The organism is Janthinobacterium sp. J1-1, from assembly GCF_030944405.1.
GTDB lineage: Bacteria > Pseudomonadota > Gammaproteobacteria > Burkholderiales > Burkholderiaceae_D > Janthinobacterium.
In genome coordinates, this window is record NZ_CP132339.1 from 4,994,497 (window position 1) to 5,018,895 (window position 24,399).

The window sequence follows — 24,399 nt, forward strand, 5'->3', positions numbered from 1 at the left end:
CGACATGACCATCAATGCTCCCCATTTTTCCCGCCGCCGCTTCCTCGGCTCCATGCTGACCCTGGCCGGCACCGGCGCCGCGCCGTTCGCGCTGAACCTGGCCGCCATGGGCAATGCCGCCGCCCAGTCGGCAGGCGACTACAAGGCCATGGTGTGCTTGTTCCTGAACGGTGGCAACGACGCCTTCAATACCGTGCTGGCCACCGACAGCGCATCGTGGAATGAATACCTGCGCGTGCGCAACACCGGCGGCAGCGACTCGATCCACCTGCCGGGCACCGGCGAAACGGGCGGCGTGCTGCCCATCGTTCCCGCCACTGCGCAGGCCGGCCGCAGCTTTGCACTGCACCCCAGCCTGGGGCCATTGAAGGAATTGTTCGATGGCGGCCGCGCGGCCGTGGTGGCCAATGTCGGCACCCTGATCGCGCCGACCACGCTGGCCCAGTACAAGGCGAAAAGCGTGGCGCTGCCGCCCAAGCTGTTCTCGCACAACGACCAGCAATCGACCTGGCAATCGGGCCAGCCCGAAGGCGCCAGCGTGGGCTGGGGCGGCCGCCTGGGCGACCTGGCAATGGCCGGCAATGCCAATGCCATGTTTACCACCATTTCGGCGGCCGGCAACACGGTCTTCCTCAGCGGCCAGCAGGTGCGCCAGTTCCAGGTCGGCCAGGCGGGCGCCGTGCCGATTCGCGGCATCAGCGCCAACCTGTTCGGCACCGCGGCCGGGACCAGCGCGCTGCAAGCCATTCTGGCGGACGCCGGCAACGACCTGATCGAACAGGAACAGAAATCGGCGGTGCAGCGCGCCATCTCCAGCCAGTCCATCCTCAGCGGCGCCATGCTGGCCGCCGGCCCCACCGGCGTGCCCAATCCGACCAGCTACATCAATCCGACCACGGGCGTGGCGGCCACCAATCCGCTGGCGGTGCAACTGCAGACGGTGGCGCGCATCATCGGCGGGCGCAGCGCGCTGGGGGCCAAGCGGCAGGTGTTTTACGTGACCCTGGGCGGCTTCGACACGCACGACCGGCAAAAAATCCAGCAGGCCGACCTGATGGCCCGCCTGGCGCATGCCCTGGCGTATTTCGACACCACCCTGGCCGCGCTGCAAGGAACCGACCTGCGGCGCCAGGTCACCACCTTCACGGCCTCGGACTTCGGCCGCACCTTTACCAGCAATGGCGACGGCACCGACCACGGCTGGGGTGCGCACCACTTCGTCGTCGGCGGCGCCGTGCGCGGCCGCGATATCTACGGCGCCTTCCCGGCCTCCGGCCTGGGCCATGCGCTCGACGTCGGTTCCGGCTCGCTGCTGCCGACCATCTCGGTCGACCAGTACGGCGCCACCCTGGCCAAATGGTTCGGCGTGCCGGACAGCCAGCTGGGCGAGGTATTTCCCAACCTGGCCAATTTTACCCAGCGCGACCTGGGTTTCATGAATACCTAGCCATTCACGCCGATTGTCAGCGTCACGACATAACCATCGGTGGCGTTGCCCGTCACGCCCGCCATCTGCAAGCTGGTGCCGTCGCTGAAGACATTGTCGGTGGCATAGCTGATCTGCGCCAGGTTGCGCACGCTGGAGGTGTAGCCGCTGGCCGTGTAGACCTCGTTCAGCGTCGCCAGCGGAAACGTGAATTGCGAGGTCTTGATGCGGTTGCTGGCGGCCGCCGCCCTGGCCAGGCTGGGATAGACTTCGAAATGCACGTGCGGCATGCGCCCCGCATAGCAGCCGGGAAAGATGGTGGTAAACGACAGGCTGCCGCTGCTGTCCGTTTCCTGCACCCCGCGCAGATAGTTCTGCGCCGTCACGCCGCTCGAATACAGCGAATACAGGCCGTCGCGGTCGCAATGCCACAGATAAATCGCATAGCCGGCCAGGCTGGCGCAGCTGGCGTTGGCGTTCACCAGCTGCAGCTTGATGGTGAGCGGTACGCCGGCCGCCACGCCGGTGGCGCCGTTGAAACTGCTGCGGATATCGCTGCGCACCACACCGGTCTGGTTCAGCACATTGATGATGCTGCCGCCATTGGTGTTGGTGCCGTCGGCCGGATACGGTCCGCCCGTCTCTTCAGGGATCACGGCGCAGGCGGTGGTGGTCGGGGTGGTGGCCGTGGTACCGGTGCCGGTGGTGCCGGTGGCCGTGGTGCCGGTCGACGCCGTATCGCTGGCACTGGAACCGCCGCAGCTGATCAAGGGCAAGGTGGCGGCGCCCGCCAGCACCCAGCGCAGCAGGCGGCGCCGTTCCAGCGCCTGCCGCTGCATCATTTCAAGGTCGGACGCCAGGCCGAAATCATGTAAATCCATACGTACTCCATCAGGTGGGGCAAGCCGGCCAGCGCGGGACTGAGGCTGGCGCACAGGAAGCAACACTGCATGAGTTTGTCGCCCATGCTGTGTTTGACCCTGTTGGCTGGCTTGCGGTTCATGGTTCAGGCCGTTGTATTGACCAGGTTGCCGCTGGACGACAGGCTGCCGCCGGCGCTGGCCGAGCCCAGGCTGCCAGACAGGGCTTGCAGGAAGCTGGCCAGCTTGTCGGAGCTGCCGCTGTTGCTGCTGCCGCCCAGCGCGCTCAGCAGGCTGGAAAAGCTCGATTGCAGCTCGCTCACGCTGCTGTCGGTGCTGGCCGTGCCGTCGCTGCCGGACGAGCTCAGTTTTGAAAGCAGGCTTTGCAGGTCGGATTCGATATTGCCCGGTCCGCGACCGCCGCCCGGTGGCGGGCCCGATGGCGGCTCGCCGCCCTCGCCCTGTTCGCCACTCTCGCCCCCGCCGCCGCCACCTTGCGCGCGCAGGCTGCCCATCAGCTGGTGCAAAAAGGCGCCCAGCGCCTGGCCGGCATCGGCCGTGCCGGAAGTGCCGCTGGAACTGGCCTCGTCGGAAGTGTCCGACTCGCCATCGGCCACCGTCACGCCGATCGACGACAAGGCGCTGGAAATGGCGTCCAGGAAGGCGCTGTCGTCAGGCTTCGGTGGCGGCGTGCCGCCCACGCTGGTGGTATTGCCGGTACCGCTGGTGCTGCTGGTGCCACTGAGGCGGGCAAACGCGGCCAGCTGGCTGGCGGCGCTGCTGGAATTGACGGCGCTGATGCTCATGGTTTTCTCCCTCGACAAACATTGGACTTATTTTTCACCGCGCGGGGCGGGGCCGCGGTCGTTGCCCGGACCGTCCTCGTCGCGGCGCGCCTCGACCTGCTTGCGCTGTTCCGGCGTCAGCACGGCCAGCAACTGCTGTTCCAGGCGCGCATGCTGCAGGCTGATCTTCGCCATCGCCTGCGCCGCGCCATTGGCCAGCGCCACGGCTTTCGCATCGTCATAGTGGTTCGACGAGGCCAGCTCGCGCAGTTGTTCATGCGCCTTGAAGGCGATCTTCTGCTGTTCGCGCAGCAGCGGCGCCTGGGCGTAGGTGGCGGCAAAGACCTTGTCCTGCTGCGCTTCGCTCAGTTCCACGCCGCGCAGGAAGGGCGGCAAGCCCGCACCGAAACCGCGGCCCGGGCCTTCCATGCGTGAACCCGGACCCGGGCCAGGACCGTGGTCAGGCCCCTGCTGGGCATGGGCCGCCAGCGGTGCGCCCAGGGCGGTGGCCAGCAGCAGCGACATCATGACAGTTGCTTGTTTCATGCTCGAATTCCTCTCGTTTCAATGAGACTCGATTGTGCGGCGCTTGCATGTAAAGCAACGTCAGCGCCAGGTAAAAACGTGTAAAGCAATGTGAAAAACTGTATAAAGGAAGCAATGTAAAAGCGGGTAAAACGCAGCAAAGGCCCTGGCCGGGGCTGCTATCATGGCCGATCAACATCGGAAAAATCAGGAAGACGCATACGCATGAGCAAGGTATTGTTAATCGACGACGACATCGAACTGGTCGGCATGTTCCAGGAATACCTGGAGCAGGAAGGTTTTGAAGCGAAAGCCGTGCATGACGGCGAACGGGGCGCCGCCGAAGCGCTGACGGGCCAGTACGCCATCGCCATCCTCGACGTGATGATGCCGCGCATGAATGGCCTGGAAACCCTGCGCCGCATCCGCGCCGGCAGCCGCCTGCCGATCCTGATGCTGACGGCGCGTGGCGACGATACCGACCGCATCGTCGGCCTGGAACTGGGTGCCGACGATTACGTCACCAAGCCGTGCACGCCGCGCGAACTGACGGCCCGCATCCGCGCCATCCTGCGCCGCTCGCAAGCCGTGCCGCTCGACACCTCGGCCACGGCGCCGCTGATCGTGGGCAACCTGACGATGTGGCCGGAACAGCGCCGCGCCGCCTGGGCCGGGGTGCAGCTGGAATTGACGAGCACGGAATTCAACCTGCTGGAAGTGCTGGTGCGCAATGCCGGCAAGCCGGTCAGCAAGAATCAATTGTCCGAACTGGGGCTGGGCCGGCCCATGGCCCGCTTCGACCGCAATATCGACGTGCACCTGAGCAGCCTGCGCCGCAAACTCGGCAGCCTGGACGACGGCCGCTCCTGCCTGCAGACCGTGTACCGGCTCGGCTACCAGTTGATCAAGGAATAAGCGTGGGCCGTCTGTTCTGGAAGTTTTTCCTGTGCATCTTGCTGGCCCAGGTCGCCGCCACCATCGGCATCGGTGGTACTTTCTGGCTGAAAAGCCGCGCCGCCCAGCAGGCGCGGACGCAGGAAATCGATACCAGCCCGCCGGCGCAAATGGCCATCGAAGCGGCCACCGCCACCCTCGAAGCGGGCGGCAGCAAGGCGCTGCAGCAGTTTATCGGCAAGCTCGAACGCATGCGCGTGATGGCGGTCGATGGCGGCGGCCGCGAGCTGATGGGCCGTAGCGTGCAGCCGGCCATGCTGGACAAGGCGCGCGCCCTGCTGCAACAAGACCAGCCGCGCGCCGTCGTGCGCGAGGCGACCGGCAGCGACGGTGTGCGCTATCTGCTGTTCCTGCCCTATTCCGAGCATTTCCGCACCGCCGGCACCGACGCCGCGCGCGAAACCCTGAACGCCATGGGCATGGCGGGCAACCGCGCCATGCCGCCGGGGCCGCGCATGGAAGGACCCGGCCAGCCACCCGGGATGAACGGCATGAACCAGCCACCGCGCCGCGACGGCATGGGCAGCGGCATGGGCGGCATGCCGCCAGGGCCGCGCATGGACAGCCCCTACCGCACCTTTATTCCGATTATCGCCGCCACCGTGGCCAGCCTGCTGTTCGCCTTCCTGCTGGCCTGGTATTTTTCGCGCCCCATCCGCGACCTGCGCGCCGCCTTCGAAGCGGCCTCCGGCGGCGACCTGGCGCCGCGCTTCCAGGCGGTCGCCAGGCGCGGCGACGAACTGACCGATCTGGGCCGCGATTTCGACCGCATGACGGGCCGCTTGCGCAGCCTGATGGATAGCCAGACGCGGCTGCTGCACGATGTGTCGCACGAATTGCGCTCGCCACTGGCGCGCCTGCAGGCCGCCATCGGCCTGGCGCACCAGCAGCCCGACAAACTGGCCGCCTCGATGGACCGCATCGAGCGCGAAAGCGTGCGCATGGACAAGCTGGTCGGCGAACTGCTGACACTGTCGCGGCTGGAAGCGGGCGCCGTCAATCCGCTCAACGAAGACTTCAGCATTGCCGATCTGCTGCACGATATCGTCGAGGATGCCCGTTTCGAAGCCGAGGCCGACGGACGCCAGATCGGCATCACCGTCAGCGGCGACGCCGATATCGCCAGCGCCATCGTCAACGGCCAGGCTGAACTGCTGGGGCGCGCGGTGGAAAACGTGGTGCGCAACGCCATCAAGCACAGCCCGGACGTCAGTGTCATCAGCGTGGTGCTGTCGCGCCATGACGAGGGCCGGCAGGTACATGTGAGCGTGCTCGATCATGGTCCCGGCGTGGCCGAGGCCGACCTGTCCGCCATCTTCGAGCCCTTCTTCCGCGCCAGCAACACGCAGAAATCGACCGATGGCCATGGCCTGGGCCTGGCCATCGCCCAGCATGTGGTCAAAGGCCATGGCGGCACCATTGCGGCACGCAACCGCAGCAGCGGCGGCCTGTGCGTGGAAATACGCCTGCCCGCCAAACAGCCGGGCTGACATCAAAACTTATGCCTGGGTGTCGATGATGCTGCCCAGGGTCGAGGTGGCCGAACGGGCCGGGCTGCTGGCCGTGTCCGCGCTGCTGGCGGCCTGACTGTCCTGTTTCTGCTGCGCCTGCTGAGCGGCGGCCGCCTGCAATTGCGCGATCTGCGCCTGCAGCGCCTGGATCTGCTGCGCCAGCTGCTCCTGCAATTTCTGCGCCGTTTCCGTCTGTTCGCCCTTCTGCGACTCCGTCAACTGCTTTTGCGCCGCCGTGATCTGCTTCTGCAGGGCAGCAATTTGCGTGCTGCTGCTGGAACTGCTGCTGCTGGCGGCCGCGCTGACCGCGCCGCCCGAACCGATTGCCGATACCATGATGATTGCCTCTTCTCTGTGTCAATACCATTATTATCGGCAAAGTTTCCTACAGATAAAGATGCACAAGTGTAAAGGCGGGTAAAGGCGGCCTGGCGGCGGACGCCGCTGTAGCGCGCTTCGCCAGCCCTGGCGGACTGGCTGATGCAGCGCCCCTGAATCAGGTCTTCGGCAAGGTCACGCCAACCTGGCCCTGGTATTTGCCGCCGCGGTCCTTGTACGAGGTCTCGCACACTTCGTCGGACTCGAAGAACAGCACTTGCGCCACGCCTTCGTTGGCGTAGATTTTCGCCGGCAAGGGGGTGGTGTTGGAAAACTCCAGCGTCACATAGCCTTCCCATTCCGGTTCGAACGGCGTGACGTTGACGATGATGCCGCAGCGCGCATAGGTGCTCTTGCCCAGGCAAATCGTCAGTACATTGCGGGGGATGCGGAAGTATTCGACGGTGCGGGCCAGTGCGAAGGAATTGGGCGGGATGATGCAATAGCCCTTGCCCGAGACGTCGACGAAGTTATTGGCGTCAAAATCCTTGGGATCGACGATGGTGGTGTTGATGTTTGTAAACAGCTTGAATTCATCGGCGCAGCGGATGTCGTAGCCATAGCTTGAAGTGCCGTAGGAAACGATGCGGTTGCCATCGCGTTCCTTGACCTGGCCCGGTTCGAACGGCTCGATCATGCCCGTTTGTTCCGCCATGCGGCGTATCCATTTATCGCTTTTAATCGTCATCGCTGGGGCATCTTTCTAGAATATCGGAATGGCTGGGGCGCGCAGCCTGGAGGGCAGCGGCCCGAATGGCAGGATTTTACGCGAAAACCCACTGGCTTTGGCCCTCTCATCCCGAATTTCCTCGCCTAAACCTGCCGTGCCAGCAGGGCCGTGATCATTTCATGTATCACCTGCGCCGTCAGCTCGGGCGCCTCCATGGGAAACAGGTGGCCGCCCGGCACTTGCCGGAAAAACCTGCCCACCAGTTTTTTGGTCGCCGCCAGGCCCGCCTGCCGGCATTCGACCGAGTCCAGGCCGCCAATAAAGCCGACCGGCACCGGCAAGCCGTCTTTCACCAGCGCGCCCACATGGTGCGGCAAGCCGCGATATACGTCTGTTTCCACTTCGCGCGTAAAACGCAGCTGCACGCCGTCGGGATGGGGCGCCAGGCCGCTGGCCATATAGTCGCGCAGCACCTGCGGCGCCCAGATGGAAAACAGCTCCTTGGCGGCAAAGTGGTCATGCGCCGCCTGCGCGTCCGGCCACACCTTGCGGCGCCGGGCCGAAAAACGCGCCGGCGAATAGCGCTCGCCGATGGCCGTGTTACGGGCCAGGCGCACGAACATGGCGCGCCAGCCGGCCACCACGGGCGAATCGAGCAGGACCACGCAGCGCACCAGGTCGGGCCGGGCCTTGGCCGCCATCACGCTCAGCATGCCGCCCAGCGAATGGCCGACCAGGATCACGGGCGCGCTGTAGCGGCGTTCCAGGTCATCGACCAGTTCGCGCACCAGCCCGGGCCAGCCGGCCGTGACCGGGTAGCGCGGATCGTGGCCATGCATGTCGAGCGCCTGTACCTCGTAGTGCTGGCCCAGCAGCGCAAACAGCTGGCGGTAGGTGCCGGCAGGATAACTGTTGGCGTGGGCAAAGTGGAGCTGCGGTAATGTCATGGCGGGTTCTGGCAGGCTGGGCGATGGATAATTGTAATGGCAGGCCGGCCAGATGGATCAGAGCGCGCACTCTAATTGCGGGGCAGTCACCGTTGCGCCGGGCACGAACGAGGCCAGCACTTCAGCAAGTTCCGCGACCGACTCCACCACGCAAAAGGCGCCGTCGAACGCATGGTGGCGGTTCATCTGGTTGCGCAAGATAATGCATTCCAGTCCGGCCGCGTTGGCGGCCCGCAAGCCGCGCGGCGCATCTTCCACCGCCACGCACTCGTCGGCCGCCAACCCCAGGTGCTGCAAGCCCAGCAGATAACCGTCGGGGGCCGGCTTGCTGGCGCCGTACGACTCGCGCGTCAGCACGAAATCGAACTGCTGGCGCAAGCCGCTGTGCGCATGGCTCAGTTCAAAATGTTCGTGGTAGGCGCTGGTGACCACGCCCATGCCCACATGCGGCCGCAAGGTGTCCAGCAAGTGGTCCATGCCCGGCATCGCCAGCTGCCGCGCCTGGCGCAGCCGTTCCCCGAACAAGCGCTTGCGCTCCAGCCGCAGCCGGTCGACCAGCGTGAGGTTGTGGCCCTGCCCCAGCAGCAGATGCCAGGCGCCATAGTTATTGTCCAGGAACCAGTCGAAAAACTGCTTGGGCGTCAGGTCGATGCCGTAGGGCAGCAGCAGATCACGGTTGCTTTCGTAAAACAGCTGCTCGGTATTGACCAGCACGCCATCGTTATCCCACAGCACGCCGCGGATGGTTTTCATGACGGTTTTACTTGAAGAAGATGTCGTAGGACAGTTTCACGATCAGCATCACCAGCAGCACCAGGAACAACACCCGCACAAAGGCGGCGCCACGGCGCACGGCGATCCAGGTGCCCGTCAGCGCGCCGAGGATATTGCACACCGCCATGGGCGCGGCCACCGCATACACGACGTGACCGGCCGGAATAAAGAAGGCCAGCGCGGCGACGTTGGTGGCGATATTGACCAGCTTGGAGCATGCCGAGGCCAGAATGAAATCAAAACCGAACACGCGGATAAACAGGAAGATCAGAAAACTGCCCGTGCCCGGCCCGAACAGGCCGTCATAAAAACCGATGGCGCCGCCGATCACCACCGCCAGGATGCGTTCGCGGGTACCCACCGTGCGCGCCTCGCGCATACTGCCGAAATCCTTCTTGATAAACGTGTAGATCGCCATGATGATGATCAGGACCAGCACCATCGGCCGCACCACCTGCTGCGGCACATAGGACACGGCGGCCGCGCCCATGAACGACATCACGAAGGCCGCGGCCACGGCCGGCAGCACCAGCAGCCAGGGCACATGCACCTTGCCGATAAATGAGCGCGCCGCAAACGTGGTACCGCAAGCGGACGCCAGTTTATTGGTGCCCAGCAAGGACGTCGACGCCATGTTCGGCATCAGGTTGAACAGCGCCGGCAACTGGATCAGCCCGCCCCCACCCACGGCGGCATCGATCAGGCCGGCAAAAAAGGCAAATAAACACAGCAGTGAAATAGTCAGCATGGCGGCAAGGGAGAGGATGGCAACAGGGCGAGTATAGGCCGCGCCGGTTTTTCTGGATGCAACTTCATATTGCGCTAAACGCAATCAGGCGTAACGCTTGACGAAATGGGCCGCTCTGCGCTCTACTGTCCTTTTACGCTGCGGGAACCTGGGAATGTCGATCAAGCTGATGTGGGAAATCCGCGCCTTTTGCACGGTGGTGGAAAAACGCAGTTTCGTGCACGCGGCGCGCATGCTGGGCCGCTCGCCGTCGGCGGTCACGCGCGCCATCCAGTTCCTCGAAGAAGCGATCGGCGCGGAACTGATCCTGCGCACGCAAAAGCAGTTCACCCTGACGACCGCCGGCGAAACCTATTACGCCTCGGCCAAGCACTTGCTGGAAACCCAGGCCGAAGCGGAAGATCAATTGGCCGAACTGAGCAATTCCCCGCAAGGCTGGGTGCGCATCTCGGCGCCCGAGATCCTGTCGCTGGGCTTTTTGCCGAAACTGGTGGCGCAGTTCTCGCGCGACTACCCGAACGTGTCGGTCGACATCCATTTCTCGGACAAGTCGATCGATCCGATCCAGGAAAAGCTCGACTTCGCCATCCGCGGCGCCTTCCCCCAGTCCAGCGAGCTGATCGGCTACGCCCTGTGGAACTACCGCCGCCACATGTACGCCGCGCCGGACTACGTGGCCCGCATGGACGCGCCAAGCGAGCCGGAAGAGCTGGCCGGCCACGACATCATCATGCACTCCGCCCCGCGCATCCTGCGCGACTGGCACTTTGTTTCCGGTGAACGCAATGTGCGCTACCAGGTCCAGCCGCGCTTTCGCTTTACCTCCGGCATCGCCACCTTCCAGGCCGCGCTGGAAGGCGCCGGCATCGCCCGCCTGGCCAGCTGGCTGGCCGAGCCGGCGGTGGCCAGCGGCAAGCTGATACGCGTGTGCCCCGCTTACCGCCTGACTTCGTCAAAAGAACTCGATCCCAGCATGCATGCGGTGTATGGCACGTCGAGGATGGCCAAGGGGGCGCGGTTGTTTCTCGAGTATGTGAAGAAGAAGGGGTTGGAGATTCCGGATGAGCGGGTGGCATGAAGCACATCGTCATGACACGATTCAGTGCCGCTGCCAGTACCGACGGTGCGTGCTGCGATACTTGTCAGCACCGAATTCGGCGCCAAATTTCATCATCACCGCCCCCTCCACATCCGTGCGCAGCCGCGTGATCCCCATCGTGCCATAGCGCTCGTACACCTCCGCCTTCGGATGCCGATACCGGTTCCGGTGCCCCACCTGGAAAATCGCCAGCGACGGATGGACGGCATTCAGGAATGCCTGCGTCGACGAGGTGCCGCTGCCATGGTGGGGCGCCAGCAGCACGTCGGCCGCCAGCGACTCGCGCGCGCGCACGAACAGCTCGCCCTCCTGCGCCGCTTCGATATCGCCGGCCAGCAGAATCGCGTGCTTGCCGGCCGTGATTTTCACGGTGCAGCTGCGGGCATTCGGTTTCAGGGTGATGTCGTGATGGGCTTCGGCCAGCGGATGCAGCATCTCGAAATGCACGCCTTCCCAGCTCCAGCGCTGGCCCGCCACGCAGCGCAGGTAAGGCTGGCCAAGCTTGCGCTGGAAGTCGACGGCCGGGTGGCCATCGGGCAAGGACGATGACAGCCAGCCCACCGGCACGTTTTCCAGCAAGGAGATGGCGCCGCCCGCGTGGTCGGTATCGCTGTGCGAGATGATCAGACCATCGAGCTTGCCGATGCCGCGTGCACGCAGATACGGCACGATGACCCTGCTGGCGCCGTCGGAATCGAGGCCGTAGGCCGGGCCCGTGTCGTACAGCAAGCGGTGCCGGTGCGTTTCCACCAGCAGGGCCATGCCCTGGCCCACGTCGAAGGCCGTGACCCACAGCTGGCCCGGTGGCGGGCTCGACGGCATGGCCGTCAGCAGCGGAATCCAGCTCAGCATGCCAGCCCAGCGGTGCGGCCAGCCGCGCGGCGCCAGCAGCCACAGGGTGCCGACAGCCGCCCAGCAAAAGCTCCAGGCCGGCGGTACGGGCGCGGTCCAGACGGCAAAGCGGCGCGCACCGAGCCAGTCCAGCACCTGCGCCAGCACCTGCACCAGGAAATGCGCCAGCAGCAGGATCCAGTCGCACAAGGGCGCGGGCAGCACGCTGCCCAGCAAGGACAAGGGCGTGACCAGCAGGCTGATGACGGGTATCGCCAGCGCATTGGCCACCGGTGACACCAGGGACACCTGCGCGAACAGCAGCATGGTGAGCGGCACCAGACCCACCGTCACCACATATTGCGTATGCGCCCCCAGCGCAATGGCGGCCCTGGCCCGCTGCCAGCGGCTGGCATCCACTTCCGGATGACTGGCCATGCGGCCGACGGTCGCATACAGAATCGTGGCGACCGCGCCGAACGACAGCCAGAAACCGGGCCACAGCACGGCCCACGGGTCGAGCAGCACCACCACGCCCAGCGCAAGGCACAGCACGTGGGTAATGCTGGTGATGCGGCCCAGACACAGGGCCAGCGCCACCACGATCAGCATATACAGGGTGCGCTGGGCCGGCACGCCGAAGCCGGCCAGCAGCACATACAGCAAGGCGGCCAAGGCGCCGGCCAGCGCGGCCACTTTTTGCGCCGGCAGGAACAAGGGCAGCTGGCGGTCGGTGAAAAAGGAGCGCCGCCACAAGGCGCCCGCGCCCAGCGCGAACATGCCGGCGATCATCGTGATATGCAAACCCGAAATGGAAATCAGGTGGCTGACACCGGTGCGGTTGAACACCTGCCAGTCCGACTGGGGAATCGCGCGCTGGTCGCCCACCACCAGCGCCACGATCACGCCCGCATACTCCTTGCCCCGCAGGCTGCGCAGGATGCGCGCGCGCAGTGCCGCGCGGCTGGCCTGCACCACATTGCCGAAGCCGGGTGCAAAGCTGTCCAGCCGCAGGTTCGGTGTATCCACTCTCGGCGCCGGCCGCACATAGCCGGTGGCGCGCACGCCCTGCTCCAGCAGCCACACCTCGTAATCGAAACCGTGCGGATTCGCGTTGCCGTGCGGCCGTTGCAGGCGCACCGTCAGCTGCCAGCGCTCGCCCGGCTGCACGTCACCCACCTCATTGGTGACTTCATCGCGAAAGCCGGCATACCAGGACAAGGCGATCAGCGGCGGCACCACGTCGCCGCCGGCGCTTTCGACGGCAAAATTGAAGCGCACGCCCTGCTGGAATCGATACGGCAGGCTGGCGACGGTGCCGATTATCGTGATGTCGCGGCCCTCGTCGGCCAGCGCCAGCTGGGGTGCGAGCGCCAGTTGCGCCAGCCACGCGGCCCAGTAAAAACCCAGCGCCAGGCCGCAGGCCAGCGCAGCCACCGCCTTCACGGCCAGGTGGCGCCGCCGCAGCAACAGCAGCGCGCCCAGGCAGACTGGCAGCAGCAATATCAGCACCAGCCCCGGGTGCCGCGGCAGGCTCGCTTGCATCTGCAGCCATGCGGCGCCAAAGGCAAAGGCAAGGAGGACGATGCGCATATCGGTGGGCGGCAGTTGCATGGCAAGTCGTTCAATATAGCCTTGCCGGACAAGCCTGGTTTGCGCCAGATCATCCCTGCCCGGCACGGTATAATCGGTGCTGCATCCTCCACACCCAGGCATTCCATGACTTCCTCCGCACCACCCGCCAGCACTCCTGCCGACAGCAACGACCTCGCCGAAGACAATAACGACGCCACCCTGGTGGCGGAACTGGGCGAACTGGCCGAGCATGTGCGGCTGGTGAAGATGGAAGGCCGCGTGTTCGTGCGCTTTTCGGGCGAAGTTCGCGCGGGCGGCTTGCGCGTGCCGTATGCGCTGGTGCCGAGCCAGGGCGTGCTGGCGCGGCCGGCCAAGTGGCGCAAGATGGACCGCGAGGCCAAGCTGGCGCTGGTGCGCGAACGGGCCGGGCAAGCCGTGTTTGACGAGCTGCGCCAGCATGTGATCGATTTCGTGGCCGATATCGCCGGCCAGAGCGAGGACGTCGACGCCGACCCGATGCTGTTCCTGCATACCCTGGCCGACATGCAGACGTCGGAGCCGGCCGGCATGGTGTTCGACCGCATCCGCCAGCGCTTCAACCACGCCATCGAGCGCCAGCAGGAAGAACAGCATGCGGCGCGCACGCGCCAGAGCATCAACCTGGCCGAATATCCGGCCTCGTTCGAGATGGCGCGCCGGCTGCCGCGCCGCTTTGTCGCGCTGCTGGGTCCCACCAATTCCGGCAAGACGCACCGCGCGATGGAAGCGCTGGTAAAAGCGAAAAACGGCGTCTACCTGGCGCCACTGCGCCTGCTGGCGCTGGAAAACTACGAGCGCCTGCAGGAGGCACGGCCACACGGCAAACCGCTGGCGGTCAACCTGATCACGGGCGAAGAGCGCCGCACGGTGGACAACGCCACCCACGTGGCCAGCACGGTGGAGATGCTGGACACGAAAACCGTGGTCGAGGTGGCCGTCATCGACGAGATCCAGATGCTGGCCGATCCGGACCGGGGTGCGGCCTGGACGGCGGCCGTCTGCGGCGCGCCGGCCCACACCGTCTACCTGGTGGGCGCACCGGAAGCGCGGCGCGCGATCGAGGCGCTGGCCGAACGGCTGGAGTGTCCGCTGGAGGTGCATGTGCTGAAACGCATGGCGCCGCTGTCGATGGAGCCCACCGCCGTGCGCAAGGTGCGCAACCTGCGCCGTGGCGACGCGGTGATCGCGTTTTCGCGCCGCGAAGTGCTGATGTGGCGCGACATGATCACGGAAACCGGGCTGTCGGTGGCCACCGTCTACGGCAATCTGTCGCCCGAAGTGCGGCGCGCGCAGGCGCAGCGTTTTCGCGACGGCACAGCCGATATCGTGGTCGGCACCGATGCGCTGGCGATGGGCCTGAACATGCCGATCGCGCGCATCGTGATGACCACCAGCGTCAAGTACAACGGGCGCGAAGAGGAAGAGATTTCGGCCGCGCTGGCGCGCCAGATCGCCGGGCGCGCGGGCCGCTATGGCGTGCATGAAGAAGGACTGGTGGCCGGCTACGACAACGAGACGCATGAAGTGATGCGCGCCCTGCTCAAGGAAAAGCTGCACCCGCTGAATACCAGCGGCTTTGCCGTGGCGCCGTCGCTGGAACACTTGCACCGGATTTCGTCGGTGACGGGCGAGCAGTCGCTATCAAAACTGCTGCGCCGCTTTATCCACAATATCGACGTGCCGGACGGCTTTTTCTTCCCGCGCATTACCGAAGACCAGAAGGAACGCGCGCTGTGGCTCGACACCCTGCCCTTGTCCGTGGCCGACAAGTTCACCCTGTCGCTGGTGCCGATCTCGAGCAAGGTGCCGTCCTTGCAGACGGCGTGGGAACACTGGTCGAAGAATCTGTCGCTCGGCAAGACCAGTACCTTGCGCCAGCATGCCTACGGCGGCGGCACGCAGAATTTGCAGCAGGTGGAAGACACCTGCCGCTACTACTCGGCATATGCCTGGCTCAGTTACCGCCTGCCGGAATTTTTCCCCGATATTGCGGTGGCGCAGAATCTGTCGCGCGATGCGTCGGAACGGGTCGACTCCATCCTGCGCGCACACAATGCCGCCTCGCGCGGAAAATCGAAGAAATTCCGCAGTTAACGCAGCTCCCAGAACCAGACTTCACCGCAGGTCCAGTAGCATTCCGAGCCGCACACCTTGACGCCGGTGGACGGCAGCAGGATGTCGATATGGCCGCCGGCGCCGCCCAGGTAGCCGGGAATGCGAAAAAACGCCACGATGCCCTTGCGGTTGCCGATGCCGTCGATGGCCGCGTCCCTGGCGAATTTTTCGGGCGCACCCAACAGCGAGGGGCTGGCGAGCATATGCGCCAGCTTGGCCTGGCCCGGCTCGATCAGCGCGCCCTTGAACGGGCCCTTGTTGATCGCCATGCGGCCCTTGAGCTTGATACCGGACTTGATCAGGGCCAGGCTGATGCGGATGGCGCAGGTGTTGATGAAGCTGTCCTTGCCGATCAGGTCTTCCCAGCCGATTTCGCCGAACAGGGCCGCCTGGTCGACGGCCGCCACGCTGTAGTAGTTTTCACGCAGCTTGATGAATGCAGGTTTCATCTCAACCTCCCGTTTTTTGGTGGATGGGGACAGGGGAAACGGCTGGCCAGGATGGCCACGGCCAGGCGCGCCGCGTCGCCCTGGCGTGCCGGCTCAGGCAGCGCCTTGATGCCGGCGATCACGATGCCGTCGAGCTCCACAGATTTGACACGGCCCGTGTCGCACCACAGCCGGCCTTGCGCGGCATCGGCCACGCCGGCCAGGTAGCCTTTGGCGTAGCGCGGGTCCTGCTGGGACTGGGCCAGCAGCTGCGCGCCGCTCAGGCGCGGCGCCGTGGGAAAGGCGTGGGCGCACGATAAAGAGAGGACGAAAAGGAAGAAAAGTGGGCGCATGGCGGGCCTGGCAAAGGGGCATCCGCCGATTGTAGGCGGCGCCCATCACCCCGCACTGAGCGAGGTCAAGCATGGACGGGATGGTCTTGCAGCCTGTAGAATCAGGGCCGCCGCAAAAAACAAGGGGGTATTCCCGCGCCCCCGGGTCAGCCAACGTAGCAAAGCCAGCCTGCAAGTTACATGCGCCCTACCCCCGGCTTTGGATATTTGTGCTCACACGCTATTACCGAGAACTGTTGAATTTCCTGTCGCGCGCGGTCAACGACCGCCATGCGGCGGCCGACCTGGCGCAGGAAAGCTATGTGCGCGTGCTGGCCCTGCAGCAGTCGGGCGAGCACGTGGCCGAACCGCGCGCCCTGCTGTACCGCACCGCGCGCAACCTGGTGATCGACCGGCACCGGCGCGGCGCCGTGCGCGGCCAGGCGATTGATACGGACCCTGGCGATGAAGCCGGCGCCGATTTCGACACCCTGTCCGCGCCCGCCGCCAGCGAACCGGAAACGGCCGCCATGTCGGCGCAAGGCGTCGAGGCCATGCTGGCCGTGATCGGTGAACTGCCGCTGCGCTGCCGGGAAGCGTTTATCCTGCATAAATTCGACGGCCTGCCGCAAGCGGAAGTGGCGCGCCGGATGGGCATTTCCGTCACCATGGTGGAACGCCATATCAAGCTGGCCATGCAGGCCTGCCGCCGCTGCCAGGACGCCCAGGATGGCGCGTCCCCACCTTCGAGCCCGTGAGCCAGACATGAACCAGCCATCGCCATCCGACCAATCCCTCAGCGACCTTGAGCAGCAGGCGCTGGACTGGTTCGCGCGCCGCGAGCGCAGCTTGAGCACAGCGGAAGCGGCACAGTTCAATGCCTGGCTGGCGGCCAATCCCGCCCATGGCGAGGCCTATGCGCGCTGGCATGGCGACTGGGCCCGCCTGGACGCCTTGCCGGCCGCCGGCGTCGACCAGCTGCGCCGCCGGCTGGCCGCCGACAAGGCCATCGCCGCGGCGCCGCCGTCGCCGGCGCGCCGCCACTGGCTGGCCGCGCTGGCGCCAAGGGCGGCGCTGGCCACCCTGGCGCTGTCGGCGTCGGGCGGCGGCATCCTGGCCTGGCAACACTGGCGGCATCTGCCCGTGTACGAGGCCAGCTTTGCCACCGCGCGTGGCCAGCAGCAATCCGTTACCCTGCCCGACGGCAGCGTGCTGCGGCTCGACACCGCCACGCGCGTGGCCGTCACCCTGTACCGCGAGCGCCGCGTCGTGCGGCTGCTCGATGGCCAGGCCGTGTTCCAGGTGCAGGGTGATGCAAAACGCCCGTTCGACGTGCTGGCCGGCGCCGTGCGCATCACGGTGATCGGCACACGTTTTTCGGTACGCCATACCCCTGGCATGGCCTGCAAGGACGATGTGCGGGTCGAAGTCGAGGAAGGCCGGGTCAGCGTGGTGCGCAACGCGGCGCCCGATGGCGCGCCGGCCATGCTGCTCACCGCCGGCCAGCGCATCGGTGCCGACAACAGCGGGCGCCTGGGGGCCATCGGCCAGGTGGCGGCCCGGGGCATCGCGCCGTGGCGCGAGGGCCGCGTCAGTTTCGACGACACGCCGCTGGCGCAGGTGCTGGCCGAATTCGAGCGCTATGGCGCGACCAGGCTGGTGGTGCGCGACGCGCAGGTGGCGCAACTGGGCGTGACGGGCACGTTTGACCCGCTGCGGCTCGATAATTTCATGCGCGTGCTGCCGCGCGTGCTGCCGGTGGCGCTGCGGCGCGACGGCGCCGTGACGGAAATCGTCGCGGCGCGCTGAAAATAATTTTACGAACAGGGTTGGGGATCGCTACCGGCCATGCGTCTGCATGAGAAGGATTCTTGTTTACACCTCTCTGGAGATTGCATGTCACGCTTTCGCTTTATCCCCGCCCCCTTGATCATGGCCATGGCCGTCGCCCTGGCGTTTGCACCGGTCGTCCAGGCCCAGGTCATCAGCGCCGCCACACCTTCCATCGAGATCCGCATCGCCGCCCAGCCGCTGGCGCAGGCGCTCGACGCGTTGGCGCGCCAGAGCCGGCTTGACCTGATGGTGCAGCCATCGCTGGTGGCCGGCAAGACGGCGCCCGCCGTGACGGGCCGCATGACGCCGCGCGACGCGCTCGAGCGCCTGCTGGCCGGCAGCGGCCTCGCGGCCGAGATCGAGGGCACGGCCGTCACGGTGCGTCCCCGGGGTCCCGAGCAGGCCGCCGAACAGACCATGGCCCCGGTAACCGTCAGCGCCGCGCCCGTGATCGGCGCCACCACCGAAGGCAGCGGCGCCTACACGACGCGCGCGGTTACCATCGGCAAGGGCGAACAGGCATTGAAAGATATACCGCAATCGGTCAGCGTGGTCACGCGCCAGCTGCTCGACGAGCAGAACCTGACCACCGTCTATGACACCCTGGCCAGCACCACCGGCATGACCATCCAGCAAAGCCCGCAGGGCGGAAAATATATTTATGCGCGCGGCTTCGACCTGACCACGGTGCAGTATGACGGCGTGCCGCTCAATCGCGGCATGTACGGCCGCGCCAGCAATTTCTCGGCCGGCACGGCCATTTACGACCGGGTGGAAGTGCTGCGCGGCGCAGCCGGCCTGCTGCAAGGCGCGGGCAATCCGGGCGGCGCCGTCAACCTGGTGCGCAAGCGCCCGCTGGCCGACAACGCCACCACCGTGATCGCCAAGGCCGGCTCGTGGGACAGCTACGGCTTGCAGCTGGACGCCAGCCGCGTGCTGAACGACGCCGGCACCCTGCGCGGCCGCGTGGTGGCCGACTACGAAGACAAGCATTCCTTTATCGATTACGTGGAACGCCGCAGCCCGACCCTGTTCGCCACCCTGGAATACGACCTGTCGCCGCAAACCCAGGTCAACCTGGCCATGAGTTCCGAACAGGTCAAGGGCCTGCCCTTCCTGAACGGCCTGCCGCGCTACAGCAATGCGCGCGACCTGGACCTGCCGCGTTCCACCTTTCTCGGCGCGAGCTGGAACCGCCAGGATAACTCCAACCGCGGTGCCTACCTGGACCTGTCGCACCACTTCAACGACGACTGGACGCTCAAGGTCAGCAGCGCTTATGTCAAGGAAAAGAACGACATGAAGTATGCCGGCTCGGGCCTGGCCATCAACCCGCTCACCAACCGGGGCGCCTTGCGCGCGTCGACCACGGTGGCCGAGAACGAGCTGTCCGGCATCGACGCCAATATCACCGGCAAGTTCGACGCGATCGGGCGCCAGCATGAAGTGGTGTTTGGCGTCAACCATGCGCGCGCCACGGCCCGCACCGTATATGGCGTCAGCAGCAATTACCATACCTTCGACATCAACAACTTCAGCGCCGATTTTCCCGAGCCGACCGATGCCTTTATCAACAGCAACCTGCGCGAAGCGCGGGTCGGCAGGTCGCGCGAAACCGGGGCTTACGGCACCGTGCGCATGCAACTGAGCGACCCGCTCAAGCTGATCGTCGGCGGCCGCCTGGGCTGGTCGCGCACCGTCTGGGATACCGACACCACCGGCCGCAGCCCGTCGGTGTCGACCACCAATCAGGGCGAACACGCCAAGCTGACGCCGTACGCGGGCCTGGTGTATGCCATCAATCCGCAATGGTCGGCCTACGCCAGCTATGCCGAGATTTTCTCGCCACAGTACGAACAGAAGGAATCGGGCGAGGCCCTGAAACCGCTGACGGGCGCGAATATTGAATTGGGCGTGAAGGGTGAACTGATGGACGGCCGCGTCAATACAGCGCTGGCGCTGTTCCGCGTTGACCAGAAAAACCGCGCGCAGGAAGACTACAACAGCAGCGACACCTGCCGCAGCGACTACTACTGCTATATCGATACGGGCAAGGTGCGCAGCGAAGGCGTCGACCTTGAACTAAGCGGCAAGCTGGCCACGGGCTGGAATGTGTTTTCCGGCTATACCTTCAACCGCACCAGATATGTGGCAGACGTCAACAGCGGCGGTCTGTCGTTCAACACCTACACGCCCAAGCACATGCTGCGCATCTGGAGCACGTACCAGCTGCGGGGCGCGCTGCGCGATGTCACCTTGGGCGGCGGCGTCAACAGCCAGAGTTCGAGCTACCGGACGGTGGGCCTGCTGACGGCCGATGTGAGCGGGCGCGCGGTGTGGAACGCCATGCTCAAGTACCAGATCAATCCGCGCTGGTCGGCCACCCTGAACGTCAACAATGTATTCGACAAGCGCTACTACAGCACCCTGTCGAGCTTTGTAAACGCCAACTACTATGGCGACCCGCGCAATGTGGTGCTGACACTGCGCGGTTCACTGTAAAACTTACCTGGCCGGCGCCTCGTAATGGAGCTTGAGCACCAGTCCATTGTGATCGTCGGCCAGGTAGATGTCGCCGTCCTGGCCCTGCTTGACATCGACCGGTGCGCCCCTGCCCTGCTTGCCCTTGCGCTCCCAGCCGCCGATCAGCTCGACCGACTTGCCCAGCGGCGCGCCGGCAGCATCGGGCAATAGCGCCACCAGGCGGTGGCCGTTGGCACGGTAGCCGTGGTAGCCGATGATCAGGCTGTTTTTATAGGTGGCCGGGAAGCGGCTGGCCGTATAAAAGGTCATGCCCAGCGGCGCGGCGTGACCGGGCAGCAGGCGCTGTGGCGCCGTGTATTTGGCGGCGCAATCGGTCTTCGGGTATTCGGGGCTGGCGACATTGCTGTCGTAGCAGTAGGGCCAGCCGTAATGCTGGCCGGCCTTGATCAGGTTCAGTTCTTCATGCGGCAGGTTCTCGTCGCTTTTCAGCTGCGGCATGGCGGCCTGGATCGCGTCGCGCGCATTTTCCGCCTGCCACAGGGCGCCGGTGGCCGGGTGAAACGCCAGCGCCATCGAATTGCGCAAGCCGTGCGCATGGGTGCTCCAGCTGGTGACCGTGCCGGCCGGCCAGGCCATCTTGTATTCGCGGATGGCGCCCAGCGCTTCCTTGCCTTCGGCCGTGGCGCACGGTTTGCCCGCGTCCGGCGCCTTGCCGTCCTTGCCTTCGCAATGGTCGGTGCTGGACCCCACGTTGACATACAGGTCGCCTGCGGGACTGAAGCGCATGGTGGTCAAGAGATGCAGGCCCAGGCCCGGCAGGCCCGGCGTTTTCGCGGTGCCGCCGATCACGTCGGTGAGGGAGGCCGGGTCGCGCAGGTCGAAGCGGAAGATGCGCCCCACCACGCCCACGTAGACCATGCCGTCCGGCCCCTGCACGATGCCGTTCGGGCGATCGAGCTTGTCGAGCAGCAGCTTGCGTTCGAACTTGCCACCGGCCTGGCGCTTGAGCAGCCACAGCTTGCCCTGGTTCGCCGTCCAGCCGGCCATGTCGGTGACCAGCACGTCGCCATTGGTCAGCGGCAGCACGCCACGCGGAAATTTCATGCCGTCGCCCAGCACGCCGACGCAAAAGCCGGCCGGCGTGGTGACGTTCAGGCGGGGCAAGCCGTCACACAGGTCGGCCGCCATGGCGGGTGCCGCCAGGGAGCTGAGCAGCGCGGCAACGAGTATCTTCTTATTCATGTGGGCTTTCCATCAAGGGTAGACGCGGCATCACCGCGCGGGCGTTGGCGCTGGTCTGCGCCGCCACGTCGGCAAGGTCGATGCCGCGCAGTTCGGCCAGCACGGCGCCGATGCGGGGCAGCTGTTCCGGGCTGTTGCGGCCAGGGTGGATCCAGGCAGGGGAAATATCGGGCGCATCGGTTTCCAGCACGATGGAACTCAAGGGCAAATCGGTGGCCATGCGGCGTATCTGCAAGGCGCGCGTAAACGTCATGGCGCCGCCGAAGCCGAGCTTGAAACCGAGGTCGATATAGCCCTGCGCCTGTTGAAAACTGCCGTTGAAGGCGTGCGCGATGCCGCCGTTCGGGCGGATCTGGCGCGCATGTTTCAGGACGATGTCCTGCGAACGGCGCACATGGGCCAGCACCGGCAGGTCGAAATCACGCGCGATTTTCAGCTGCTCGCGCAGGAAGTGTTCCTGCTTGGCGCGCATGGCCGGTTCCGCCAGCATGGGAATAAAGAAATCCAGGCCGATCTCGCCGATGGCGACAAAGCGCGGGTCCGTCATCGCCACGGCCACAGCCTCGCGCAGCGCCAGCAGATCGTCCTCGGTGGCGTGCGGCACGTAGATCGGGTGGATGCCCAGCGCATAGCAGCCGTTGGGCGCGCCGTGCGCCAGCTCGCGCACGATGGAAAAATTCGCCTTTTCGACGGCGGGAATGACGATCATGGCCACGCCCAGTTCCCCGGCGCGCTGCGCCACCGGCAGCGATTCGTTACCGAATTCGTGGGCGTCCAGGTGGCAGTGCGTATCGATCCACAGCATGGCGAGACCTCAGTACTGGTAGGGTTGCAGCCCTTCGTCGGTCAGGCGCAGCACGCGGTCGCAGCGCCTGGCCAGTTCGATATCGTGGGTAACGATGACGAAAGCCGTGCCCAGGGTGCGCGACAGTTCCAGCATCAGGTCAAAAATCTGTTCAGCCGTGGCGTGATCGAGATTGCCGGTCGGTTCGTCGGCCAGCACGCAGGCCGGCTGCGTGACGAGGGCGCGGGCCAGGGCCACGCGCTGGCGCTCGCCGCCCGACAGTTCGCCGGGCGTGTGCGTGACGCGCTTGGCCAGGTTGACGCGCGCCAGGATCTGCTGCGCCAGGTCGGTGGCCGGCGCGCGCTTCATGCGCCGTATCATCAAAGGCATGGCGACGTTGTCCAGCGCCGAAAATTCCGGCAGCAGATGGTGGAACTGGTAGACAAAACCGAGCGAGGCATTGCGCAAGTCGCCGCGCGCCTTTTCGCTGAGGGTGGCGAAGTCTTTCCCCAGCAAGGTGACGCTGCCGGTGGTCGGCGTATCGAGGCCGCCCAGCAGGTGCAGCAGGGTCGACTTGCCGGAACCGGAAGCGCCGACGATGGCCACGCGCTCGCCGCGATGGATGTCGATATCGATGCCGGCCAGTACCTGCACCTTGTAGCTGCCCTGGGTGAAAGTCTTGCCCAGGCCACGGCAGGACAGCACGGCGGCGGTGGTGGATGTGGCGGCGTTTTTATTCAGATCGGTCATGGTCATGGTCTAATGATTATTCGTAGCGCAGGGCTTCGGCCGGCTTCACGCGCGCGGCCCACCAGCTTGGATACAGGGTCGCCAGAAAGGCGAGGATCACGGCCAGCACGCCGATTCTGGTGACGTCGGGCCAGCGCAGGTCGGACGGCACGGTGCTGATGAAATAGATGTCCTTGGACAGGAACTGCACGCCCAGCAGGTGTTCGATAAACGGCACGATGACGTCGATATTCATCGCCACCAGCACGCCGCCGCCAACGCCGAGAATGGTGCCGAGAATGCCGACCAAAGCGCCCTGGATCATGAAGATTTTCATGATGGAGCCAGGCGAGGCGCCCAGGGTGCGCAGGATGGCGATATCGGCCTGCTTGTCGGTCACCGTCATCACCAGGGTCGACACCAGGTTGAAGGCGGCCACCGCGATGATCAGGGTCAGGATAATGAACATCATGCGCTTTTCGGTCTGCACGGCGGCAAACCAGTTGGCGTTCAATTGCGACCAGTCGCGCAGGCGCAGGTCGCCCGGCATGGATTTTTTCAGTTCTGCCGCCACCTGCGGCGCGCGGTTCATGTCGACCAGGCGCAGGCGCAGGCCGGACGGGCCTTCCAGGCGCAGCAGCCGCTGGCCGTCCTCGATATTGATGAACGCCAGGCCGGCGTCGAATTCGTTGTGGCCGGCCTGGAAGATCCCGCTGACGGTAAAACTGCGCATGCGCGGCAGCACGCCGGCCGGCGTGACCTGGCCCTGGGCCAGCATCAGCGTGACTTTTTCGCCGAGATTGACGCGCAGCGCGCGCGCCAGCTCGATGCCCAGCACGATATTGTAGGTGCCCGGCTGCAGCGCCTTGAAGCTGCCCATGCGCGTCTGGCCGGCCACGTCGGACACGTTCGGTTCTTCTTCCGGCAGCACGCCGCGCACAATGGCCGGGCGCAGCGCATCGTCGCGCAGCAGCATGCCCTGGGTTTCGACGAAAGGCGCCGCGCCCTTGACGGCTGGATTCTTGAAGGCCTGGGCCTTTTCCGCGCGCCAGTCGGGCATGCTGCCGCTGTTGTCGAATACCTCGACGTGGGCCAGCACCGACAGCATGCGGTCGGTGACTTCCTTCTGGAAGCCGTTCATCACCGACAGCACGACGATCAGCGCCGCCACGCCCAGGCCGATGCCGGCCATGGAAATGAGCGAGATAAACGAGATAAAACTGTTGCGGCCACTGCGCTTGCCGGCCCGCGTGTAGCGCAGGCCGACCAGCCATTCAAAAGGCAAATTCTTTAACATTCTTGTGCTTCCGGCGGATTTAATCGGTATTTC

23 protein-coding genes are annotated in these 24,399 nt (G+C 65.4%); 8 read left to right on the forward strand and 15 right to left on the reverse strand.

Annotation, left to right across the window (positions count from 1 at the left end; all coding sequences use genetic code 11):
• Nucleotides 1–4 precede the first annotated feature (4 nt).
• Nucleotides 5–1,447 (forward strand): DUF1501 domain-containing protein, encoded by a 1,443-nt coding sequence (locus Q8L25_RS22855; protein ID WP_308921585.1) that lies wholly within the window; start codon nucleotides 5–7, stop codon nucleotides 1,445–1,447.
• Here the strand turns inward: Q8L25_RS22855 and Q8L25_RS22860 are convergent.
• From Q8L25_RS22860 to Q8L25_RS22870, 3 genes are all read right to left on the reverse strand, one after another.
• Nucleotides 1,444–2,307, reverse strand: coding sequence for an intradiol ring-cleavage dioxygenase (locus tag Q8L25_RS22860; RefSeq protein WP_308921586.1), 864 nt, complete (start codon nucleotides 2,305–2,307; stop codon nucleotides 1,444–1,446). The genes Q8L25_RS22855 and Q8L25_RS22860 overlap by 4 nt on opposite strands.
• Before the next feature lie 125 nt (nucleotides 2,308–2,432).
• Entirely contained in the window at nucleotides 2,433–3,092 is a 660-nt protein-coding gene (locus Q8L25_RS22865) for a hypothetical protein (RefSeq protein WP_308921587.1), read from the reverse strand.
• Between the two features lie 27 nt (nucleotides 3,093–3,119).
• A complete protein-coding gene (locus Q8L25_RS22870; protein ID WP_308921588.1) occupies nucleotides 3,120–3,617 on the reverse strand; it encodes a periplasmic heavy metal sensor in 498 nt (165 codons plus the stop codon).
• A 204-nt stretch (nucleotides 3,618–3,821) separates the two neighbouring features.
• On the opposite strand from Q8L25_RS22870, the gene Q8L25_RS22875 reads away from it, so the two are divergent.
• Both Q8L25_RS22875 and Q8L25_RS22880 read left to right on the forward strand, forming a co-directional pair.
• Nucleotides 3,822–4,511 carry a response regulator transcription factor gene (locus tag Q8L25_RS22875; RefSeq protein WP_308921589.1) on the forward strand — a complete coding sequence of 230 codons (690 nt, stop codon included), beginning with the start codon at nucleotides 3,822–3,824 and terminating at the stop codon, nucleotides 4,509–4,511.
• A 2-nt stretch (nucleotides 4,512–4,513) separates the two neighbouring features.
• Nucleotides 4,514–6,040 carry an ATP-binding protein gene (locus Q8L25_RS22880; protein ID WP_308921590.1) on the forward strand — a complete coding sequence of 509 codons (1,527 nt, stop codon included), beginning with the start codon at nucleotides 4,514–4,516 and terminating at the stop codon, nucleotides 6,038–6,040.
• Between the two features lie 9 nt (nucleotides 6,041–6,049).
• On the opposite strand, the gene Q8L25_RS22885 is transcribed toward Q8L25_RS22880, so the two are convergent.
• The 5 genes from Q8L25_RS22885 to Q8L25_RS22905 all read right to left on the reverse strand — a co-directional run bounded on the left by Q8L25_RS22885 (nucleotide 6,050) and on the right by Q8L25_RS22905 (nucleotide 9,578).
• On the reverse strand, nucleotides 6,050–6,397 hold the full coding sequence (locus Q8L25_RS22885; protein WP_308921591.1) for a FlxA-like family protein: 348 nt from the start codon (nucleotides 6,395–6,397) through the stop codon (nucleotides 6,050–6,052).
• Nucleotides 6,398–6,557: 160 nt separating this feature from the next.
• Nucleotides 6,558–7,127 carry a dCTP deaminase gene (gene dcd, locus Q8L25_RS22890; protein ID WP_183677490.1) on the reverse strand — a complete coding sequence of 190 codons (570 nt, stop codon included), beginning with the start codon at nucleotides 7,125–7,127 and terminating at the stop codon, nucleotides 6,558–6,560.
• 125 nt (nucleotides 7,128–7,252) lie between these two features.
• A complete protein-coding gene (locus Q8L25_RS22895; protein WP_308921592.1) occupies nucleotides 7,253–8,056 on the reverse strand; it encodes an alpha/beta hydrolase in 804 nt (267 codons plus the stop codon).
• A 57-nt stretch (nucleotides 8,057–8,113) separates the two neighbouring features.
• On the reverse strand, nucleotides 8,114–8,809 hold the full coding sequence (locus Q8L25_RS22900; protein ID WP_308921593.1) for an HAD family phosphatase: 696 nt from the start codon (nucleotides 8,807–8,809) through the stop codon (nucleotides 8,114–8,116).
• 7 nt (nucleotides 8,810–8,816) lie between these two features.
• Entirely contained in the window at nucleotides 8,817–9,578 is a 762-nt protein-coding gene (locus tag Q8L25_RS22905; protein WP_308921594.1) for a TSUP family transporter, read from the reverse strand.
• 154 nt (nucleotides 9,579–9,732) lie between these two features.
• Between Q8L25_RS22905 and Q8L25_RS22910 the strand changes: the two genes are divergently transcribed.
• Complete coding sequence (locus Q8L25_RS22910; RefSeq protein ID WP_308921595.1) at nucleotides 9,733–10,656, forward strand: LysR family transcriptional regulator; 924 nt, start codon at nucleotides 9,733–9,735, stop codon at nucleotides 10,654–10,656.
• A gap of 21 nt (nucleotides 10,657–10,677) precedes the next feature.
• Here the strand turns inward: Q8L25_RS22910 and Q8L25_RS22915 are convergent, their stop codons facing one another.
• Nucleotides 10,678–13,101 carry a DNA internalization-related competence protein ComEC/Rec2 gene (locus Q8L25_RS22915; protein ID WP_308925779.1) on the reverse strand — a complete coding sequence of 808 codons (2,424 nt, stop codon included), beginning with the start codon at nucleotides 13,099–13,101 and terminating at the stop codon, nucleotides 10,678–10,680.
• 126 nt (nucleotides 13,102–13,227) lie between these two features.
• Between Q8L25_RS22915 and Q8L25_RS22920 the strand changes: the two genes are divergently transcribed.
• Nucleotides 13,228–15,216: a helicase-related protein gene (locus Q8L25_RS22920; RefSeq protein WP_308921596.1), complete on the forward strand. Its 1,989-nt coding sequence runs from the start codon at nucleotides 13,228–13,230 to the stop codon at nucleotides 15,214–15,216.
• Here Q8L25_RS22920 and Q8L25_RS22925 read toward each other — a convergent pair.
• Both Q8L25_RS22925 and Q8L25_RS22930 read right to left on the reverse strand, forming a co-directional pair.
• A complete protein-coding gene (locus tag Q8L25_RS22925; RefSeq protein WP_308921597.1) occupies nucleotides 15,213–15,686 on the reverse strand; it encodes a T6SS effector amidase Tae4 family protein in 474 nt (157 codons plus the stop codon). The genes Q8L25_RS22920 and Q8L25_RS22925 overlap by 4 nt on opposite strands.
• A complete protein-coding gene (locus Q8L25_RS22930) occupies nucleotides 15,683–16,018 on the reverse strand; it encodes a Rap1a/Tai family immunity protein (RefSeq protein WP_308921598.1) in 336 nt (111 codons plus the stop codon). The genes Q8L25_RS22925 and Q8L25_RS22930 overlap by 4 nt, the downstream gene beginning before the upstream one ends.
• A 209-nt stretch (nucleotides 16,019–16,227) precedes the next feature.
• Between Q8L25_RS22930 and Q8L25_RS22935 the strand changes: the two genes are divergently transcribed.
• The 3 genes from Q8L25_RS22935 to Q8L25_RS22945 all read left to right on the forward strand — a co-directional run bounded on the left by Q8L25_RS22935 (nucleotide 16,228) and on the right by Q8L25_RS22945 (nucleotide 20,332).
• Nucleotides 16,228–16,755: a sigma-70 family RNA polymerase sigma factor gene (locus Q8L25_RS22935; protein ID WP_308921599.1), complete on the forward strand. Its 528-nt coding sequence runs from the start codon at nucleotides 16,228–16,230 to the stop codon at nucleotides 16,753–16,755.
• 7 nt (nucleotides 16,756–16,762) lie between these two features.
• Nucleotides 16,763–17,806: a FecR domain-containing protein gene (locus Q8L25_RS22940; RefSeq protein WP_308921600.1), complete on the forward strand. Its 1,044-nt coding sequence runs from the start codon at nucleotides 16,763–16,765 to the stop codon at nucleotides 17,804–17,806.
• A gap of 87 nt (nucleotides 17,807–17,893) precedes the next feature.
• Nucleotides 17,894–20,332, forward strand: a complete 2,439-nt coding sequence (locus tag Q8L25_RS22945; RefSeq protein WP_308921601.1) for a TonB-dependent siderophore receptor — start codon at nucleotides 17,894–17,896, stop codon at nucleotides 20,330–20,332.
• A 3-nt stretch (nucleotides 20,333–20,335) separates the two neighbouring features.
• Here Q8L25_RS22945 and Q8L25_RS22950 read toward each other — a convergent pair whose 3' ends face one another.
• The 4 genes from Q8L25_RS22950 to Q8L25_RS22965 are packed head-to-tail and all read right to left on the reverse strand — an operon-like array spanning nucleotide 20,336 to nucleotide 24,366.
• Nucleotides 20,336–21,556, reverse strand: coding sequence for a PQQ-dependent sugar dehydrogenase (locus tag Q8L25_RS22950; protein ID WP_308921602.1), 1,221 nt, complete (start codon nucleotides 21,554–21,556; stop codon nucleotides 20,336–20,338).
• Nucleotides 21,549–22,358 (reverse strand): TatD family hydrolase, encoded by an 810-nt coding sequence (locus tag Q8L25_RS22955; protein WP_308925780.1) that lies wholly within the window; start codon nucleotides 22,356–22,358, stop codon nucleotides 21,549–21,551. The genes Q8L25_RS22950 and Q8L25_RS22955 overlap by 8 nt, the downstream gene beginning before the upstream one ends.
• 12 nt (nucleotides 22,359–22,370) lie before the next feature.
• Nucleotides 22,371–23,090 carry a lipoprotein-releasing ABC transporter ATP-binding protein LolD gene (gene lolD / locus Q8L25_RS22960; protein ID WP_308921603.1) on the reverse strand — a complete coding sequence of 240 codons (720 nt, stop codon included), beginning with the start codon at nucleotides 23,088–23,090 and terminating at the stop codon, nucleotides 22,371–22,373.
• Nucleotides 23,091–23,106: 16 nt separating this feature from the next.
• Complete coding sequence (locus tag Q8L25_RS22965; protein ID WP_308921604.1) at nucleotides 23,107–24,366, reverse strand: lipoprotein-releasing ABC transporter permease subunit; 1,260 nt, start codon at nucleotides 24,364–24,366, stop codon at nucleotides 23,107–23,109.
• Between the last annotated feature and the right edge of the window lie 33 nt (nucleotides 24,367–24,399).